Origin of the sequence: Stenotrophomonas maltophilia (genome assembly GCF_025642255.1) — a bacterium.
GTDB classification, from domain to species: domain Bacteria; phylum Pseudomonadota; class Gammaproteobacteria; order Xanthomonadales; family Xanthomonadaceae; genus Stenotrophomonas; species Stenotrophomonas maltophilia_P.
Genome location: NZ_CP106759.1, coordinates 3,868,210 through 3,886,517, shown reverse-complemented (window position 1 = coordinate 3,886,517; position 18,308 = coordinate 3,868,210). Strand labels below are relative to the sequence as shown.

The 18,308-nt window shown below is 66.8% G+C and carries 13 protein-coding genes and 1 tRNA gene; 6 read left to right on the top strand and 8 right to left on the bottom strand.

Annotated features, from left to right (window positions below; all coding sequences use genetic code 11):
* Positions 1-55: 55 nt before the first annotated feature.
* The 5 genes from N8888_RS17725 to N8888_RS17705 are packed head-to-tail and all read right to left on the bottom strand — an operon-like array spanning position 56 to position 5,428.
* On the bottom strand, positions 56-1,171 hold the full coding sequence (locus tag N8888_RS17725) for an N-acetylglucosamine-6-phosphate deacetylase (RefSeq protein ID WP_263176297.1): 1,116 nt from the start codon (positions 1,169-1,171) through the stop codon (positions 56-58).
* The gene (locus N8888_RS17720) at positions 1,168-1,944 is read right to left on the bottom strand and encodes a DeoR family transcriptional regulator (RefSeq protein ID WP_053518011.1); all 777 of its coding nucleotides are present in this window, start codon (positions 1,942-1,944) and stop codon (positions 1,168-1,170) included. The genes N8888_RS17725 and N8888_RS17720 overlap by 4 nt, the downstream gene beginning before the upstream one ends.
* Positions 1,945-1,978: 34 nt before the next feature.
* Complete coding sequence (locus N8888_RS17715) at positions 1,979-3,313, bottom strand: D-tagatose-bisphosphate aldolase, class II, non-catalytic subunit (protein WP_263176294.1); 1,335 nt, start codon at positions 3,311-3,313, stop codon at positions 1,979-1,981.
* A gap of 17 nt (positions 3,314-3,330) precedes the next feature.
* The gene (locus N8888_RS17710; RefSeq protein WP_053518015.1) at positions 3,331-4,269 is read right to left on the bottom strand and encodes an ROK family protein; all 939 of its coding nucleotides are present in this window, start codon (positions 4,267-4,269) and stop codon (positions 3,331-3,333) included.
* On the bottom strand, positions 4,262-5,428 hold the full coding sequence (locus tag N8888_RS17705) for an SIS domain-containing protein (RefSeq protein WP_263176292.1): 1,167 nt from the start codon (positions 5,426-5,428) through the stop codon (positions 4,262-4,264). Before N8888_RS17705 ends, N8888_RS17710 begins: the two co-directional genes overlap by 8 nt.
* Positions 5,429-5,750: 322 nt before the next feature.
* Here N8888_RS17705 and N8888_RS17700 point away from each other — a divergent pair, with 322 nt between their 5' ends.
* From N8888_RS17700 to N8888_RS17690, 3 genes are all read left to right on the top strand, one after another.
* Positions 5,751-9,104 (top strand): TIM-barrel domain-containing protein, encoded by a 3,354-nt coding sequence (locus N8888_RS17700; RefSeq protein ID WP_263176291.1) that lies wholly within the window; start codon positions 5,751-5,753, stop codon positions 9,102-9,104.
* Between the two features lie 119 nt (positions 9,105-9,223).
* Entirely contained in the window at positions 9,224-12,199 is a 2,976-nt protein-coding gene (locus tag N8888_RS17695) for a TonB-dependent receptor domain-containing protein (protein ID WP_065181474.1), read from the top strand.
* 65 nt (positions 12,200-12,264) lie between these two features.
* Positions 12,265-13,620 carry a Gfo/Idh/MocA family protein gene (locus N8888_RS17690; protein ID WP_263176287.1) on the top strand — a complete coding sequence of 452 codons (1,356 nt, stop codon included), beginning with the start codon at positions 12,265-12,267 and terminating at the stop codon, positions 13,618-13,620.
* A 187-nt stretch (positions 13,621-13,807) separates the two neighbouring features.
* Here N8888_RS17690 and N8888_RS17685 read toward each other — a convergent pair.
* Positions 13,808-13,884: transfer RNA gene (locus N8888_RS17685), tRNA-Arg, on the bottom strand.
* Between the two features lie 149 nt (positions 13,885-14,033).
* Here N8888_RS17685 and ubiA point away from each other — a divergent pair.
* From ubiA to N8888_RS17670, 3 genes are all read left to right on the top strand, one after another.
* On the top strand, positions 14,034-14,927 hold the full coding sequence (gene ubiA / locus N8888_RS17680) for a 4-hydroxybenzoate octaprenyltransferase (RefSeq protein WP_263176285.1): 894 nt from the start codon (positions 14,034-14,036) through the stop codon (positions 14,925-14,927).
* A 106-nt stretch (positions 14,928-15,033) separates the two neighbouring features.
* A complete protein-coding gene (locus N8888_RS17675) occupies positions 15,034-16,458 on the top strand; it encodes a short-chain fatty acid transporter (RefSeq protein ID WP_180875604.1) in 1,425 nt (474 codons plus the stop codon).
* A 241-nt stretch (positions 16,459-16,699) separates the two neighbouring features.
* Entirely contained in the window at positions 16,700-16,864 is a 165-nt protein-coding gene (locus tag N8888_RS17670) for a hypothetical protein (protein WP_180875603.1), read from the top strand.
* Between the two features lie 52 nt (positions 16,865-16,916).
* Here N8888_RS17670 and N8888_RS17665 read toward each other — a convergent pair whose 3' ends face one another.
* Together N8888_RS17665 and N8888_RS17660 are read right to left on the bottom strand one after the other, a co-directional pair.
* The gene (locus N8888_RS17665) at positions 16,917-17,534 is read right to left on the bottom strand and encodes a YiiX/YebB-like N1pC/P60 family cysteine hydrolase (RefSeq protein ID WP_053518162.1); all 618 of its coding nucleotides are present in this window, start codon (positions 17,532-17,534) and stop codon (positions 16,917-16,919) included.
* A 59-nt stretch (positions 17,535-17,593) separates the two neighbouring features.
* Positions 17,594-18,277: a VOC family protein gene (locus N8888_RS17660; RefSeq protein ID WP_263176284.1), complete on the bottom strand. Its 684-nt coding sequence runs from the start codon at positions 18,275-18,277 to the stop codon at positions 17,594-17,596.
* Positions 18,278-18,308: the final 31 nt, after the last annotated feature.

Here is an 18,308-nt window from a genome sequence, read left to right as displayed (position 1 = left end):
GCAGATTGCGTTCTGTGGCGCCGCGCGATGCGTGGCTCTACGGCAGGGATGTTGCTCAGTGCAGCTCGACCACCCGGCCACCCACCACCACCTGCTGCAGGCGCAGTCCAGCGTCCAGCACCACCAGATCGGCGCGGGCGTCGGGCGCGATGCGACCGCGATCGCCCAGGCCCAGGTAGTCGGCCGGGAACGTGGAAACGCGCTGCGAGGCGTCGGCCAGATCCAGCCCCACACGCACCAGGTTGCGCAGTGCCTGGTCCATGGTCAGCGCGCTGCCGGCCAGCGAACCGGTCGCCAGCCGCACGCAACCGCCACACTTGTGCACGCGCTGTTCGCCCAGCGCGTACTCGCCATCCGGCATGCCGGTGGCGGCCGTAGCGTCGGTCACCGCGTACAGGCGCGGAATCGCGCGCGCGGCCAGGCGGATCACGCCGGGATGGATGTGCTGCAGGTCGGGAATGATCTCGGCGTAACGTGCATGGGCGAGCGCCGCCGCCGCGATGCCCGGGCGATAGTGATCGACGCCGGTCATGCCGTTGAACAGATGGGTGAAGCCGGATGCACCCGCCTGCAGAGCAGCCACACCTTCTTCGTAAGTACCCGCGCTGTGGCCGAGCTGCACACGGATGCCCATCGCCGAAAGCGCAGGAATCAGCGCCGTGTGTTCGCCGATCTCCGGCGCCAGCGTCATCACCCGGATCGGTGCCAGCGCATGCAGCTGCTGCACCAGCGCCAGCGTCGCCTCGATCGTACGGTTGGGCTGTGCGCCCAGGCGCTGAGGGCTGATGAACGGCCCTTCCAGATGCACGCCGGCGATGCATGCGGCCTCGTCGTCCGGTGCTGCCATGGTGGCGGCCACGCCCTGCAGGGCGTACTCGATCTCGTCCAGGCCGGCGGTCAGGGTGGTCGCCAGCAGCGTGGTGGTACCAAAGCGCAGGTGGGTGCGGGCGATGGTGCGGGCGACGTCGCCGCCCTGCATCAGGTCTACACCGGCAGCGCCGTGCACATGCAGATCGATGAAACCGGGAAGGATCACCTGCAGCTGCGGGTCATCACCGCCGCTGTGGTCGTCCACCTGCAGCTGGCGCACATGCGAGTCGAAGTGGACATGCCCACGTCGCCACCCCAGCGGGGTGAGGATGCGGCCATGCAGGGAACGGGTGTCGGTCATGCGGGCGGCTCGGCGATGATCACTTCGATGCCCAGCCGCTGCAGGCCCTCGCGGGTTGCGTCGTCGATGCCGGCGTCGGTGATGACGGTATGGATCTGATCCAGGCGGGCGATGCGATGCAGGCTGACACGGCCGAACTTGGAGGCGTCGGTCAGCACGACGATGCGCCGCGCGCGCTCGACCATGCGGTGGTTGAGGCGCGCTTCCGCCTCATCGTGGGTGGTCAGGCCGAACTGCAGGTCCAACCCGTCCACGCCCAGGAACAGGGTGTCGAAGCTGTAGGAATTGAGGCTGGCCTCGGCCTGGCTGCCCTGCAGCGACAACGACTGCTGACGCAGCAGCCCGCCCGTCAGCAGCACATTGATGCCGGCAGCATTGGCCAGTTCCCACGCGATGTTCAGGCCATTGGTCATCACCGTCACATCGCGGCGGCCACGCAGATGGCGGGCCAGCGTCATGGTGGTCGAACCGGAGTCGATGATGATGTTGTCACCGGCCTGCACCAGGTTCGCCGCGCAGGCGCCGATGGACTCCTTCAGGGGCAGATTCAGCGCATCCTTTTCATGGATGTCCTGCTCCTGCGGAGGCGTGCGCACCAGATTGGCGCCACCGTGGGTGCGGTTGGCCAGGCCCTGCGACTCGAAGTGGGTCAGGTCGGCGCGGATCGTCACCGCGGACACGCCGAAGCGCTCGACCAGATCGGCCACCTGCACCGAGCCGTGCTCGATCAGCAGCTGCAGGATCTGTTGCCGGCGGGAGCGGGTGTTGCGCATGGCGGAGTCTCGGGTCTGCTGTGAGGGGTAGAGATTAGCCGTTCGCAGCAATGCCGGCAGCGGATCGTGTGTCCTGACCGCGCTTGCCTGCCTGGTTGGCGCTGCAGGCGCGGGCATACTCGCCCAGGCACTGGCCGATGCGGTGCTGCACCAGGGCCGTCGGCGTGTTGGCCAGGCGGCCGTCACGCACGGCGCGGTACTGCTCCGGCAGGTACTGGCTCAGCAGCACCAACGGTGGCGTGTGCTGCTCCAGGTTGGAGAACAGCGTCTGCACGGCGCGCAGCAGTGCCGGTTCGCCCCAGTAGTAGCGGCAGCGGTCACTGAAGGAATAACTGCGCAACAGGCGCAGTGTCGCCTCGTCACCCTGGTAGTAGGGCTGCCAGTACTTCGGCTGCGCCACCATCACCTCCTCCAGCACCTGTGGCAGGCGCGAGCACTGCGCAGCCGGCAGCAGCTCCTGTTCGATCGCTGCCAACGCGAACAGCGCCTCACGATAGGCGAAGGTGGCGGCGGGGCCGACCTTGAGGATCGCGAAATGATCGCGGACCAGCGCATGCAGTCCGCTTTCGCGCTGGTAGTCGGTGGAGTGCGCCTCGAACACGATGCGCGGCTGCTGCTCGAGGAAGTCGGCCAGCGCGTTGGCGGCGACCGGGTCGTACTCGTGCACGCTGCTGTGATCGAAGTCAACGCCCGGCTGCACCACCATCGCGATCACGCGCTGCCAGGCATCGCGCAGTTCGGGGGTATCGAATGCCTGCTGGTGGATGGCCAGGGTCTGCGCGGCGGCTGCCGGCGTGGTCACCTGCAGGCCACCGGCCAGCGAGGCTTCGCCGCCGGGAACGGGCACTTCGGTGCCGATCACGTACACCGGCGCCGGCAGGTCGAGCCGGGCAGCCGTGCGCTCGGCGATCGTCGCCAGTTCCGACGAACGCGCGGCCACGGTGGCATCAGGCAGCGGCACCGGATCGTCGGCGCAGGACATGCTGCAGTCCAGATGGATCTTGTGGAAGCCGGCGGCCACGTAGGCTTCGATCAGCACGCGCGCGTGGGCCATCGCTTCGGCGGCGGGGCGCTTCTGCCAGGCGTTCGGACCGAGGTGGTCGCCGCCCAGGATCAGCCGCGTGCGCGGAAAGCCTTCCTCATCCGCAAGCGTGCCGACATAGTCGCGGTACTGCGGCGGCGTCATGCCGGTGTAGCCGCCGAACTGGTCGACCTGGTTGGAGGTGGCTTCGACCAGCAGCACCGTGTCGTGTGCCAGTGCCACGTGCATGGCCGCGCGCAGCACCTGTTCGTTGCTGCAGCAGACGCTGTACAGGCCCACATTGTGGCCGGCGCGGTGGGAGGCAAGCAGGGTCTGCAACGGGGACATGGTCATGCTCCGGACAATCAGGAAAACGAGGGTTGGCAGGCAAGCAGCGCGGCACCGCGGGCGCCACCGGCATCGCCGAAGCGCGGGGGCACGATCGGCGGCACCTGCACGCCGTTGAACAGATGGGCAGCGATTGCCGCCGGCAGCTGCTGGTACAGCGGGGTGTACTGCGAGAGGCCGCCACCGAGCACGATCACATGCGGGTCCAGGGCCAGCACCAGCGCAGCGAGGCTGTGGCCGAGCAGGTCGCGGTGGATGTCCAGCGCGCTGCGTGCACGCGCATCGCCGCCTTCGGCCAGTGCGATCACCGCACTGGCATCGACGGCCGCGCCGCCCAGGTGGCGTTCGATCATCGCCAGGCCGCTGCCGGATACATAGCGCTCAACGCAGCCCTGCAGGCCGCACGCGCAGTCGATCAACGGCAGGCCGTGACGCTGCAGCAGGTGGCCCGGCACGCTCCAGTGGCCCCACTCCCCGGCCAGGCCGTTGAAGCCGGACAGCAGGCGGCCCTGCAGGCAGAAGCCGCCACCGGCGCCGGTGCCGAGGATCGCGCCGAACATGCTGGGGTAGCCGTCGGCTGCGCCGCCATGGGCTTCGGACAAGGCGAAGCACTGCAGGTCGTTGCCGAAATGGAGCGGACGCTGCAGGCGTGCCTGCAGGTCGGCCGCCACACTGTGGCCGGTCAGCGCCGGCACGTTGGCACTTAGCTGGCGGCCCGTGCGGCGGTCACGCACGCCGGGCAGCGCGATGCCGATGGCCGCATCGTTGCGGCCCAGTGCGGCGTCGGCGTCGGCGACCAGCGCCACCACCGACCGCAGAAAGCCATCGTAGTCACCCTGCGGAGTGGCCACCCGGCGGCGCCAGGTGACCTGCATCGCCGCATCGCACGCCACCAGCTCGATCTTGGTGCCGCCGATATCGATGCCGTAGCAGGCATGGGCGATCAACTCAGCCATGGTGGATGGTGACACCCTTGACCACGCGGTTCACCGTGCCGTCGGGGAACGGATTGTCCGGGGTCAGCCCCAGCGCGGCCGAGCGCTGCAGTGCGAACAGCTGGCCGAAGGCCAGCCACACCGGCGCCAGCCAGGGATCATCCAGAACCGGCTCCAGGACGGGTACGGCGAGGGTGTAGTCATCGTCGGCACCGATGTCCGAATGCGGGCCGATGGCCAGCACCTGGCCGGCCACGCCATCGCGGCGCAGCTCGTCCAGCAGATCCTGCTCGTAGCGGCGTGCAAGCGGCTGCACGCTGCGCAGCACGATCACCAGGGTGCTGCCATCCAGCGTGGATTTCGGGCCGTGGCGGAAGCCGAGCGGCGTGTTGGCCAGCGCCAGCACGCGGCCGGCGGTCAGCTCCAGCACCTTCAGCGCGCACTCGCGCGCCAGCGCTTCCAGCGGACCGCTGCCCAGGTAGATGACGCGGTTGAAGGGGCGCTGTGCCAGCGCGGCCACCGGTGCATCCCACTGCGCCTGGCCTTCGCGGACCAGCGCAGCGAGCTGCGTCAGGCGCGCCACCCGCGTCTGCCACGGTGAACGGTCGAACACGGTCAGCGCGGCCAGCAGCATGCAGGTCAGGCTGCTGGTCATCGCAAAGGCACGGTCGCAGCTGGCCGACGGCATCAACAGGGTGCAGGTATCGGCACGGCCGGCACCGCGCCGGGCCAGTTCGCCATCAGCGTTGCAGGTGATGTCGAGGAAGCGTGCGTCATCCACGTCGCTGCGCACACGGTCCACCGCTGCCACGCTTTCCGGGCTGGAGCCACTGCGGCCGAACGAAACCAGCAGGGTGGGGCGGTCGCGTTGCAGATACAGCGCCGGATGGGTCAGCAGGCTGGTGGTATGCACCACACGGACGTCAGCGGCCCACTGCGCGTTGATCGCATCGGCCACCATCTCGGCGATGAAGCCGGAACTACCGGCGCCAGTGAACAACACGCGCTGATCGGGATTGTCGAGGCGGTCGCCCAGGAAGGCCTGCAGGCGTTCGCGGGCCTGCAGCAGATCCTGTGCAAGCGCGTCCCACAGTGCTGGCTGCTGGGCGATTTCAGTAGCGGTATCGGCTCCGCCCCGGCGCTGCCAGGCGGACACATCGGAAAGCAGGGTGACGTCCATTCGGAGGTTCCAGTTGGGCCATCGCACGATCTGTGTTTTCTTTCGAAATGTCAAATACCGAAAGCAAAAAGAAAGATAAAGAGCGCTTGGCGTTTCTGACAGACCGCAATCGTCCCAAACGAAAGGAATCGAAAAATGCCGTATCGCACCAAGCTTAACAGGGGAGTGCAAGCGATTACACAAAGTACTGCGCCGCATCACCTTTCGTTTTAGTCGAACTTATCTTACTTTTTGCTTTCCATTTGTTGACATCTTTCGAATCCCTGCCCTAGAGTCGGCCCAACCGCTTTCGAAACGCCCGGTGAACGGGTTGGGAGTCCGCGTGGAAATCTGCATTCGTCGCTCGCCGCTGATGCTGGCCCTGTTGCCGGTGCTGCTGCTGGCGTCCATGTCGGCCCACGCCGAACCCATCGGCAACCTGCGCTCGGTCACCGCCAGCAAGGCGGGCACGCCCGCCTGGGACCTGCAGACCGACACCGGCGCGCGTGTGCGCATCGAACTGCCGGCTGCCGACATTGTCCGTGTACAGGCGGGGCGCAAGGGGGTACTGACCGGAGCCGGCGACAAGGCCGCGCCGATCGTGCTGCCCCAGCCCAGTGCCGACGTGCAGGCACAGCTGGAAGAAGATGCGCAGGAGATCCGTCTGCGCACCGGCGCACTCGTGCTGCACGTACAGCGCCAGCCGCTGCGCCTGCGGTTGGAGCGTCTGGACAATGGCCAGCCCACTGCGTTGTGGCAGGAGCTGCAGCCGCTGGACCTGGATGCTGCACAGAGCGTGCAGGTACTCTCGTCGCAGCCCGACGAAGGATTCTTCGGCGGCGGCCAGCAGAATGGCCGTTACCAGTTCAAGGGACGCGAGCTTGAGGTGTCCTACTCCGGCGGCTGGGAAGAGGGTGATCGACCGAGCCCGGCGCCGATGCTGCTGAGCAGCCGCGGCTGGGGCATGCTGCGCAATACGTGGAGCGACGGCAGCTACGACCTGCGCCAGCCCGATCAGTCCACCCTGCTGCATCGCGAAGATCGTTTCGACGCCTACTACTTCGTCGGTGCCGATCTGCCGGCATTGATCGAGCGCTACACGCAGCTGACCGGCCGTCCCAACATGGTCGCGCGCTGGGCGCTGTCCTATGGCGATGCCGATTGCTACAACGACGGCGACAACGCGAAGAAGCCGGGCACCGTGCCCGAGGGCTGGAGCGATGGCCCGACCGGCACCACGCCTGACGTGGTCGACAGCGTGGCCAAGCAGTACCGGGCACACGACATGCCCGGTGGCTGGATCCTGCCCAACGACGGCTATGGCTGCGGCTACAAGCAGCTGCCCGAGACGGTGAAGGGTCTGGCCGGATACGGCTTCCGCACCGGCCTGTGGACGGAGAACGGTGTCGACAAGATCGCCTGGGAAGTCGGCAAGGCCGGCAGCCGTGTACAGAAGCTGGATGTGGCCTGGACCGGCAAGGGCTATCAGTTCGCGATGGATGCCAACCGCCAGGCGTTCAATGGCATCGTCGACAATTCCGATTCGCGTCCCTTCCTGTGGACGGTGATGGGCTGGGCCGGCATCCAGCGTTACGCGGTCGCCTGGACCGGTGACCAGAGCAGCAGTTGGGATTACATCCGCTGGCACGTGCCGACCCTGGTCGGCTCGGGATTGTCCGGCATGGCCTATGCCAGTGGCGATGTCGATGCGATCTTCGGCGGCAGCGCCGAGACCTACACCCGCGACCTGCAGTGGAAGGCCTTCACTCCGGTACTGATGGGCATGAGTGGCTGGTCGTCGAACGCGCGCAAGCACCCGTGGTGGTACGACGAACCCTACCGCAGCATCAACCGCGACTATCTGAAACTGAAGATGCGGCTGACGCCGTACATGTACGGGCTGGTGCACGACGCCGCGCAGACAGGCGCGCCGCCGGTGCGTGGGTTGATGTGGGATTACCCGCGCGATCCGCACGCGCAGGACGAAACCTACAAGTATCAGTTCCTGCTGGGCCGTGATCTGCTGATCGCACCGGTCTACCGCAGCCAGGCGGCCAGCCGTGGCTGGCGGCGCGACATCCATCTGCCGGCCGGTGGATGGATCGACTACTGGGACGGCCGCCGCATGCAGGCCGGCGCCGAGGGCCGCCAGCTCGACCGTCAGGTCGACCTGGCCACGCTGCCGGTGTTCGTGCGCGCCGGGGCCATCCTGCCGATGTATCCGTCGATGCTGTTCGATGGCGAGAAGCCGCTGGACGAGGTCACCTTCGATCTCTATCCGCAGGGCGATTCGCAGTACACGCTGTACGAAGACGACGGCAACACCCGCCGCTACCAGCAGGGCGAATCGAGCACGCAGCAGATCCGCGTGCAGGCGCCGGCACAGGGCAGTGGCCCGGTCCAGGTGCAGATCGCGGCCGTGCAGGGCACCTACCAGGGCCAGCTGGCGCAGCGTCGCTACGGCCTGCGCGTGTTGAGCCGGCAGGCCCCGCGCGCAGTGCAGGCCGGCGCCCGTGTGCTGCCCGCGCTGGCCGACGCGGCAGCCTTCAACGGTGCCGACGAAGGCTGGTATTTCGATGCCCGTGAGCGTGGCGGCACCGTCCATGTGCGTACCGCCACGCAGGATATCCGCCAGCCACTGCAGGTGCAGCTGGACTTCGCCGTGACCGCCGCCGCTGCGGACGATGCTTATCCGGCCGCGCCGGTGCTCGGCCGCGAGCTGCCGGCCGACAGCCTGCTGGTGGTCAACCGCCCAGCGGAAGAGCCTGGCCATCCGCTGGAGAACGCGTTCGACGATGACCCGTCCACCTGGTTCCGCAGCGTGCGCAACCAGGCCGTGCGCACCGGCGCCCACGAATGGGTGGTCGGCTTCGGTGAGCGCCGGATGATCGACGGCATCGAGCTGGCGCCACGCAACGACAAGAACTGGAAGCATGGCCAGGTTCGCGACTACGAGGTGTACCTGGGCGACAGCAATGGCGAATGGGGCGAGCCGATCGCCCGGGGCCGGCTGCAGTTGAAGGAAGGAATGCAGCGCATCGACTTCCCCGCACACGCCGGTCGCCTGCTGCGTTTCCGGGTGCTGAGCGTGCAGAACCCCGAAGGTGACGGCGCCAGCAGCACCGACCCGATGGTCACTGCGGCACAGGGCAGCGCCCGCGCGTTCGACGCGTTGCAGCCACGCGATGTCGGCCCGATCGCGCTGTCCACCTTCCACATCCTCGAGCACCAGGAACCGGAGCGACCGGCCCGGCAGCGCTATCTCTCCGAGCTGCCGGTGCCGGCCGCGCTGGCCAGCCAGGTGCGCGCCGACCAGGCGTTCCGTGGCGAGGCCGGCATGCGCATGAACGGCCTGCAGTTCCGCCGTGGCCTGGGAGTGGGCGCGAACAGCCGCATCGACCTGCGTCTGCAGGGCGGCTGGCGCCTGCTGCGTGCGGATCTGGGCATTGATGATGCCTGCCGCAGCGCAGGCGGCCTGCAGTTCCAGGTCTGGGGCGACAACCGCCTGCTCTACGACAGCGGCCTGGTGAAGGCGCCCGGCGTGGTCAAGCCGGAGCTGGACATCCGTGGCCTTACCACCCTGAGCCTGCGCACGCTGGGTGCGCAGGGCAGTCAACCCGCCCAGGTCTGTGCCAACTGGGCCAACGCCGTGCTGATCGGCCAGGAGGGCGACTCCGCCAGCATCGTCGCCCCATGACCCCTTCGTAACACCGCTCCTCCCCCGCCCATACCGACTGCGGCCTGCTGGCCGTGGCCCGGGAGCGTTTTGCCCGCTGATCCACATTCGCGCCGCACCCCTGCCAGGAGAGAACCCCGATGTTGCCCGCACGCTACCGCCGCCCCCCCTGTCGCACGATCGCTCCGCTGACGCTGGCCATTGCCGGCGCGCTGCTGTCGGTCGCCCTGCCTGCCGCTGCGCAGGACAGCAAGGACAACGCCACCGACCTGGCCCGCATCGAGGTCACCGGCTCCAACATCCGCCGTACCGATGTGGAAACCGCTTCGCCGGTCCAGGTCATCAGCAAGCAGGACATCCAGAACATGGGTGCGCGTACGCTGCTGCAGGTGCTCGACAACCTGCCGGCTGCCCGCCCGGCGCAGCAGGATTCGCGCTCGCTGTTCACCGGCTCCGATGGTGCCTCGCAGGCCAATCTGCGTGGGTTGGGCGCACAGGGCACGCTGGTGCTGCTGAACGGTCGTCGCCTGTCGTACTACGGCGCACCCGCCGGCTTCCAGACCCAGTTCGTCAACATCGATGCGATCCCGGCTGCCGCCATCGAACGCATGGAAGTGCTCACCGATGGTGCTTCGGCGGTGTACGGCACCGACGCCGTGGCCGGTGTGATCAACGTGATCACCAAGCGCAACTTCCAGGGCGCGGAGATCAACTTCACCAACGATACGTCATCGCGCATCGACTCCTACGGTGAGCGCCAGGCCAGCATCACCGCCGGCTTCGGCGACCTGGCCGAGAACCGCTTCAACATCTACGGTGCGGTCAACATGTACCGCCGTGACGCGATCCCGTTGCGTGATTTCTACGACAAGCGTCCCGAGCAGTACTACGTCAACAATCCCAATTACCTGACGAACCTGCGCCTGGGCGTGGGCAGCAAGCCGGGTGAGTTCAACCCGGGCAGTTACTTCGCCTTCGATCCGGTCACCGGCCGCCGCGTGCAGGAGGCCGCACCCGGGTGCAAGAACGTGCTGCAGGGCGAGGCCGCCGGTCCGCGTTGTGTCTGGGAGACCTGGATGAACAACGAGATCGACGCCGGCGCCAAGTCCGAGCGCAACACCGCCTACCTCAATGGCACCTTCCTGGTGGGCGACTCGACCGAAATCTTCGCCGAGGCGACCTACACCGACATCGATCTGCGTGCCAATGGCGGTACACCCCGCAGCTATGGCACCACCACCGGTAATCCGACCAGCTGGTTCTCCCGCGATACCGGCACTACGGTCAACCAGTTCCTGTATCCCTACCTGGGGCCGAACAACGAGTACAACCACGCCAGCCCTGAACTGAAGGCGATGATGGGCGGCGTAGTCGGCCTGCAGTACCTGCTGCAGGATGCCGGCGCCAACTACTTCGGCCAGCGCAACACCGACAAGAGCTACCGCGTGCTGACCGGTGCACGTGGCAACATGGGTGACTGGAACTGGGAAACTGCTTTCGCCACCGCCGGCACGCACTCCACCACCTACCAGACCATCAACGTCAACCTGAAGGGCTTCGAGAAGGCCTTCGGCCCCTACTCGGTGGATCCGGGTACCGGGCGGGTGATCATTTCCGACCATCCGGCATACAAGTTCGGTGAGATCAGCGAAGCCAACGCAGCGCTGATCCGCGAGGCGTTCCCGACCTTCGACATCCAGTCCTGGACGCGCCTGCACACCCTGGACGGCAAGATCGAAGGCCCGCTGTTCCAGCTGCCGGCCGGTGAGATGCGCGCCGCGTTCGGCTTCAATGCCAGCCGCGAAACCTTCTACACGCCGGGCAATGCCGACGCAGCCGCCGGCCTGATCACCCAGCAGGGCGGCTCGTGGTTCGACGGTGCGCGCAACACCTATGCACTGTTCGCCGAAACGGTGGCGCCGATCACCGACAAGCTGGAACTGGATGCCGCGGTCCGCGTGGACAAATACCCGAACTTCAGCGCCAACGTCGCACCGAAGATCGGCTTCAAGTACCAGGCATTCGATCAACTGATGCTGCGCGGCACCTATTCGACCGGCTTCCGTGCGCCGAGCCTGGCCGAGTCCGGCAGCGGTGGCGTGTTCGCCCAGCTCGGTGGCTACCGCGATGAGGTGCGCTGCGCCGAGACCAACGCGATCGCCGACCTGTTGCGGCAGTCGCAGCGCGCCGGTGACGTGGACCTGGGCAAGAGCCTGGCCAACGTCGATTGCAGCCGCACCGTGGCCCGCATGACCCAGCCCAACCAGGACCTGAAGCCGGAGAAGGCCAAGATCGCCACCCTGGGCTTCGTCTACGAGCCGGCCAGCTGGCTGTCGGTGTCGGCCGACTACTGGTTCATCTACCGCAACAACGAGATCGTCGCCCCGGATTTCAGCCGTGATACCGACATCATCTCCTCCACCCGTTCGCCGATCACTGATGCCGATCGTGCAAACCTGGCCCAGCTGGCGGCGATGTGCGCCGACCCGGCCAGCGGTGTGAGCTGCCCCTCGGTCCTGCCCGGCTACAGCGTGGGCAACGTGGCCAGCGTGGTCGGCCAGTACAAGAACCGCGGCAAGACCCTGGTCGACGGCTTCGACGTGGACGCACGCAGCCGCTTCTCGCTGGGCGAGTGGGGCGGGCTGAACGTGGGCCTGGCCGCCACCATCGCCAATCGCAACCGCTACTACATGGATGAGGAAAGCGGCTGGTACTACGGCGACGTGGTGGGCTACTACAACAACCCGCGCCTGCGCGCCACGCTCAACGCCGACTGGACCTACAAGCAGGTGACCACCAGCATGTTCGTCAACTATGTGGGCGGTACCAAGTGGGCCCGTGACCGCGTGGATGAAGTGGATAACAACAAGGAGACCTGCACCGCCGGCTACCTGGCGCTGCAGGCCAGCAAGTGCGACGGCGCGCCGTCCTGGTGGACCGCCAACCTGAGCGTCACCTGGCGCCCCGATGACGCCTGGAACCTGAGCTTCACCGTCAAGAACCTGTTCGACCGGCTGCCGTTCTACGATCCGAACAGCTTCCTGGGTGACTCCAGCGACTACGCGACGATCTTCGGCCGTGGTTACAGTGTGACCATCGGTTATCGATTCAAGTAAGCAGGTTCGAGTGATCCAGCGCGCCGGTTGCGGCCGGCGCGCTTCCAAGAGGAGAGATGTTTGCCATGAAACGCAGGGAGTTCATCGCGGCCAGTGCCGCCGTCGCCGCCAGCAGCCTGTTGCCACAGACCCCGGCCTGGGCGCGCGGGCGCACGCTCCGCCTGGCCATGATCGGTACCGGCATGCGCGGCCAGGTGCTGTTGAAGGAGCTGGTGCGCCGCGACGATGTCGAGGTCATTGCACTGTGCGACATCGAGCCGATCATGCTGGGTCGTGCCGTGGACATGGTAACCAAGGCCGGCAAGCCTGCGCCGAAGGCCTATGGCCAGGATCGCGACAGCAACGCCTGGAAGCGCCTTCTGGAACAGAAGGGCATCGATGGCGTGATCATCGCTACGCCGTGGGAATACCACGCGCCGATGGCGATCGCCGCCATGCAGGCGGGCGTGGCCGTAGGCTGCGAGGTGGTGGCCGGCATCACCCTGCAGGACCACTGGGATGTGCTGAAGACCCAGCTCACGACCGGCACGCCGTACATGCTGCTGGAGAACGTCTGCTACCGCCGCGATGTGATGGCCGCCCTGCAGATGGTGCGACAGGGCCTGTTCGGCGAGCTGGTGCATCTGCAGGCCGGCTACCAGCACGACCTGCGCGGGGTGAAGTTCAACTCCGGTGATCCCAGCCAGCCTTACGACAGTGGCGTGGAGTTCGGTCCCAAGGGCTGGAGCGAGGCACGTTGGCGCACCGAGCATTCGGTGGAGCGCAACGGCGAGCTCTACCCCAGCCACAGCATCGGCCCGTGCGCGATGTACACCGGCATCAACCGCGGCAACCGCTTCACCCATATCAACGCTTTCGCGACCAAGGCACGCGGCCTGCACGAGTACACCGTGGCCAAGAGCGGTGGCACCACCCACCCCAGCACCCAAGTGAAGTTCAAGCTGGGTGACATCGTGACCACCACGCTTGCCTGCGAGAACGGTGAGACCATCCTGCTGCAGCACGACACCTCGCTGCCCCGACCGTACTCGATGGGCTTCCGCGTGCAGGGCACCAAGGGTCTGTGGATGGACGTCAACCACTCGATCCACATTGAAGGCCGCAGCCCGCCGCACCAGTGGGAAGAGTTCAAGACCTACCAGGATCAGTACGAGCACCCGTTGTGGAAGCAGCATGCCGACACCGCGGCCAGCGCCGGTCACGGCGGCATGGACTGGTTCGTCATCCATGCGTTCGTCGAGGCACTGAAGGCCAAGGCGCCGATGCCGATCGACATCTACGATGCAGTGACCTGGAGCGCGATCACCCCGCTGTCCGAGCAGTCCATTGCCAATGGCTTCCAGACGCTGGAGTTCCCTGACTTCACCGCTGGCGCGTGGAAGCAGCGCAAGCCGATCTTTGCCTTCGACGGCACGTACTGATCCGTACACCCACGGTAGCGCCGGGCCATGCCCGGCGTTGCTGTGTGGACCGGTGTGCTCGCCCCTGTGGCGCTGGGCCTGCGCTCGGCGGCTGCCGGCTTCCAGTTCTTAGCGTGGAAGATCAGCGCCCTGCTGATTCCGGGGCCGTGCCGGTGGGCCAACAATCGATGGCCTGAGCAGGGAAAGATGGCGCGCCCGGAGGGATTCGAACCCCCGACCAATGGCTTCGGAAGCCACTACTCTATCCGGCTGAGCTACGGGCGCGTTGTAGAACCGCCACGCCATCAGGTTGACCGAGGCGGGCATCGCAGCGCCATGAGGCGGTGCGGGAGGGGCATTCTATCCAGTTTTGCCGCACAAATCTCCCCCCGGCTGGCAAAGTCGTTCCAGCAGCGCCGGAGTATCCTATCCCCATGGCCGATACCCCCCTCACTTCGCCGCATTCGCCGGCGACGCCGCGCTGGCGGCATTACTGGAGTCTGATGCGTGCGGATCGTCCGATCGGCACGTTGCTGCTGCTGTGGCCCACCTGGTGGGCGCTGTGGCTGGCGGCAGGCGGCATGCCGCCGCTGTGGACCCTGTTCGTGTTCACCGCGGGTGTCTGGCTGACCCGCTCGGCGGGGTGTGTCATCAATGACTACGCCGATCGCTGGCTCGACCCGCATGTGGAGCGCACCAAGGCCCGTCCGCTGGCGACGGGGGCGATCAGTGGCCGTGCCGCGCTGGTGCTGTTCGCGGTACTGATGCTGGTGGCATTCGGACTGGTGCTGACCCTGAACGGGCTGACCATCGGCATGAGCTTCATCGGCGTGTTCCTGGCCGCCAGCTATCCCTACCTGAAGCGCTATACGCACCTGCCGCAGGTCTATCTGGGCATGTCGTTCGGCTGGGGTATTCCCATGGCATTCGCCGCGGTGCAGGGCGAAGTGCCGCTGCTGGGCTGGCTGCTGTACGCCGGCAACATCCTCTGGTCGACCGCGTATGACACCTGGTACGCCATGGTCGACCGCGAGGACGACCTCAAGATGGGCTCGCGCTCCACGGCGATCCTGTTCGGGGACCTGGATCTGGTGATCCAAGGGGTGCTCTACGCCCTGTTCCTGGCGACCATGGCGCTGGTCGGTGTGCGCGCCGGCCTGGGGAGCGGGTACCTGGCCGGCCTGGCGGTGGCTGCGGCGCTGGTGGTGTACGAATTCTGGATCTGCCGCAACCGCGAGCGGGGGCCATGCTTCAAGGCGTTCCTGCACAACAACTGGGTCGGCGCGGCGCTGTTTGCCGGTATCGCGCTGGATCTGGCGCTGCGCTGACAGGGGCTGCCGGGCAGGGGCGCGATGCCGTCCTACGACCAATAGGCGACTGACAGTCCCCGCCGCGAGGCCGAGAATCGAGCCATCGAACCTGGGAGGGTAGGTGATGGCCTCGACGGCAGCAGTACAGGATGGCTGGATGGCGCGCGCAGCGCTGCGCTCGGCCTCCTGGGCGGAAAAGTGGTTCCCTGATGCCTACGTGTTCGCGGTGCTGGGCGTGGTCATCGTCGCCTTGGCAGCCATCGGCTTCGGTTCCACGCCGCAGACCACGGCCAGTGCCTTTGGCGATGGCTTCTGGAGCCTGATTCCGTTCACCATGCAGATGGCCTTCGTGGTGATCGGCGGTTATGCCGTGGCCACTGCGCCTGTGGTGGCGCGCTTCATCGAACTGCTGGCGCGGGTGCCGCGCACGGGGCGCGGTGCAGTGGTCTATGTAGGCCTGGTCAGCATGCTGGCTTCGCTGCTCAGCTGGGGCTTCTCGCTGGTGTTCGGCGGTCTGCTGGTGCGTGCATTGGCGCGCCGGACCGATCTGCGCATGGACTACCGCGCCGCAGGTGCCTCCGCCTACCTCGGCCTGGGCGCGGTCTGGGCGATGGGCCTGAGTTCTTCGGCTGCGCAGCTGCAGGCGAACCCGGCCAGCATGCCGCCGGGGCTGGTGGAGATCACCGGCGTACTGCCCTTCACTGAAACCATCTTCCTGTGGCAGTCGATCGTGCTGACCGCGGCGTTGATCCTGGTGTCACTGCTGATTGCCTGGTTGACCGCGCCGGCGACTGGCAGTGCGCGCACCGCTGAATCGTTTCCCGGTGCGGCGCAGGCCGAGCCTGAGCCGCTGCAGCGCCGCACGCGCCCCGGCGAATGGCTCGAATACAGCCCGCTGCTGACCGTGCTGCTCTCGTTGCTGGCCTTCGGATGGCTGTTCAACGAGTTCGCCAACAAGCCGGTGGTGACCGCGATCGCCAACCTCAATACCTACAACTTCCTGTTCATCTCGCTCGGCCTGCTGCTGCACTGGCGCCCGCGCAGCTTCCTCAACGCGGTGGCCAAGGCGGTGCCCAGCACGACCGGTGTGCTGATCCAGTTCCCGCTGTATGGCGGCATCGCGATGATCCTCACCCACGCGGCCGGCGCCGATGGGCAGACGCTGGCGCACCGGCTGTCCAGCCTGTTCGTGCACATCGCCAGCACCGATACGTTCGCTCTGGTGATGGGCGTGTACTCGGCGGTCCTGGGCTTCTTCGTTCCCTCCGGCGGCGGCAAGTGGATCATCGAAGCACCGTACGTGATGCAGGCGGCCAACGAACTGAAGGCGCACCTGGGCTGGGCTGTGCAGGTGTACAACGCCGCCGAAGCACTGCCGAACCTGATCAATCCGTTCTGGATGCTGCCGCTGCTGGGCGTGCTGGGCCTGAAGGCCCGCGACATCGTCGGCTTCACCTTCATCCAGCTCCTGGTGCACATCCCGCTGGTGCTGGGCCTGCTGTGGTTGCTGGGCATGACGCTGGATTACGTGCCGCCTGTGATGCCATGAGGTGCTGCGCCCGCTGCGCGGCCGGGCCGGGCGGGCGCCGCTGAATGGGTCACAGCCTCTGCGGGCATGAGCACATGCCGAACCCACATGAATCCTTCAGCCGCTTGCGGCACAAGGCGCCACGCCGGTTCATTCACGCGCATGCACATTTCTGTAGCTGCGTCACAACGCATGGTTAACCCACCGCTGCAGACGATGGCCGCAACCACCGCATTCCGCGAGTGGCACTGGAGACACCGCAATGGGCCAGCACAATCAGAACCAGCAGAACCAGCAGAACCAGAAGCAGCAGGATCAGCAGGATCAGCAGGGGCGCGGTCGCGATCAGCAGCAGCAACAGCAGCAGGAACAGCAGCAGCGCGGCCAGCGCAACCAGCAGCAGGGCGGGCAGGACGAGGAAGAGTGACCCTCGCGTCCCTGTCCAGCATCGCCTGAAGCCCCGCCTTGTGCGGGGCTTCTCATTCCAGTGTGCCGATCCGCTCCAGCACGGGCGCCGCCGACATGTCGTTGGGATTGGTACCCGGTACGCCCTGCGGTACGTCCATGCCCATGCTGCGGTAGAGGTCGATCCAATGCCGGGCGATCTTCCCGGTCTGCGGATTGCGGAAGTTCATCGGCTGCAGCGCGAATACATGGTGGGCACGGAAGGCACGTTCGATGAAGTCCGAGCAGTAGTAGCTGTCATCGTTCGGCACGTAGGAGGCGTTGTAGGGCCTTCCAAGCAGGGTACGCGCGGTGGCGACGGCGTCGCCGATGGCAGCGTTGTGCGGTGCGCGCAGGCGGTAGACCACGATCTGCCGCAGCCGGGCGCGCGCGTCCTGCTGGAACGCAGCCAACGTCTGCCGGCGCGAGCCCTTCTCGTCCGCATGCAGCACTTCCCAGCCCTGCGTCGTGGCGGCCACCAGACCCACATGATCGAAACCGGGATGAGCCTGCGTACCGGTCGCATCATCGATGGCAGCGCTCAGGCCACTGTCTCCTGCGGTGACGAACAGCAGGTCGCCCTCCTGGAGATCCACGGCCGTCGCCGCGGCAGCGGGCAACAACAGGGCAAACAACAGCAGGATGCGGCGCATGGAGGGTCCGGCAACGGGAGGAAGCGCCATTGTAGGTTCCTGCACGGCACACGGCCCGTTCAGCCCCGCCGATGCGGTACGGCGCGTACCTCCCAGCCCAATTCCGCATCCCGCAGCTCGCCCGCGGGTACATCTCCCATCAGCACCTGCAATCCCCGTGCGTTGGGCAGGTCCTTCTGTTCGGGGAACCAGCGCCGGTCGGCGGCAACGACGATCAGCAGGCCTTCGTCATCGCCCATCGGTGCGAACTGGGCCGAGGGCGCGCTGAGGGGTTGCAGGCCGAAGCGCCCGGCGGCCTGCAGGCGCACCGAATCGACATCGTGGCTGGGCAGGCCGACTTCGCTCAGGCAGGTCATCTCACTGCCATGGAAGGCGCCCTCCTGCGGACTGCAGGGAAGCCGGCGCCGGCCGATCAGCTCCAGGATCAGTCCATCCGGGCCGGTGAAGTACACCGACTGCGATTGCCAGCTGCTTTCCAGCGCGAAGTAGTCCAGTCCTGCCGGGTTGCGCTGCAGCGGCGTATGCTCGCGCAGCCAGGTCATGGCGGCCGCGAAACGGTTGTCCGGCACGTTGAAGGCCAGGTGCACGCCGCCGACCGCGACGTCCTCGGCCAGCCGCAGCTCGATCGTGCTCCAGCCGATGTGGATGCGGTTGCCGCTGACCGGCAGCTGCAACACATCGCGGAAATAGGCCGCCACCCCGGTGACGTCGGATACCGGCAGGGTGAGATGCAACAGACGCATGGTCTCTCCGCCTCGAAGCGTGCGCTGACAG

Bases quoted from the DNA above. Each gene is read 5' to 3' on its own strand.
- N8888_RS17725 (WP_263176297.1), bottom strand. From the start codon at position 1,171: ATGACCGACACCCGTTCCCTGCATGGCCGCATCCTCACCCCGCTGGGG.
- N8888_RS17720 (WP_053518011.1), bottom strand. From the start codon at position 1,944: ATGCGCAACACCCGCTCCCGCCGGCAACAGATCCTGCAGCTGCTGATC.
- N8888_RS17715 (WP_263176294.1), bottom strand. From the start codon at position 3,313: ATGTCCCCGTTGCAGACCCTGCTTGCCTCCCACCGCGCCGGCCACAAT.
- N8888_RS17710 (WP_053518015.1), bottom strand. From the start codon at position 4,269: ATGGCTGAGTTGATCGCCCATGCCTGCTACGGCATCGATATCGGCGGC.
- N8888_RS17705 (WP_263176292.1), bottom strand. From the start codon at position 5,428: ATGGACGTCACCCTGCTTTCCGATGTGTCCGCCTGGCAGCGCCGGGGC.
- N8888_RS17695 (WP_065181474.1), top strand. From the start codon at position 9,224: ATGTTGCCCGCACGCTACCGCCGCCCCCCCTGTCGCACGATCGCTCCG.
- N8888_RS17690 (WP_263176287.1), top strand. From the start codon at position 12,265: ATGAAACGCAGGGAGTTCATCGCGGCCAGTGCCGCCGTCGCCGCCAGC.
- ubiA (WP_263176285.1), top strand. From the start codon at position 14,034: ATGGCCGATACCCCCCTCACTTCGCCGCATTCGCCGGCGACGCCGCGC.
- N8888_RS17675 (WP_180875604.1), top strand. From the start codon at position 15,034: ATGGCCTCGACGGCAGCAGTACAGGATGGCTGGATGGCGCGCGCAGCG.
- N8888_RS17670 (WP_180875603.1), top strand. From the start codon at position 16,700: ATGGGCCAGCACAATCAGAACCAGCAGAACCAGCAGAACCAGAAGCAG.
- N8888_RS17665 (WP_053518162.1), bottom strand. From the start codon at position 17,534: ATGCGCCGCATCCTGCTGTTGTTTGCCCTGTTGTTGCCCGCTGCCGCG.
- N8888_RS17660 (WP_263176284.1), bottom strand. From the start codon at position 18,277: ATGCGTCTGTTGCATCTCACCCTGCCGGTATCCGACGTCACCGGGGTG.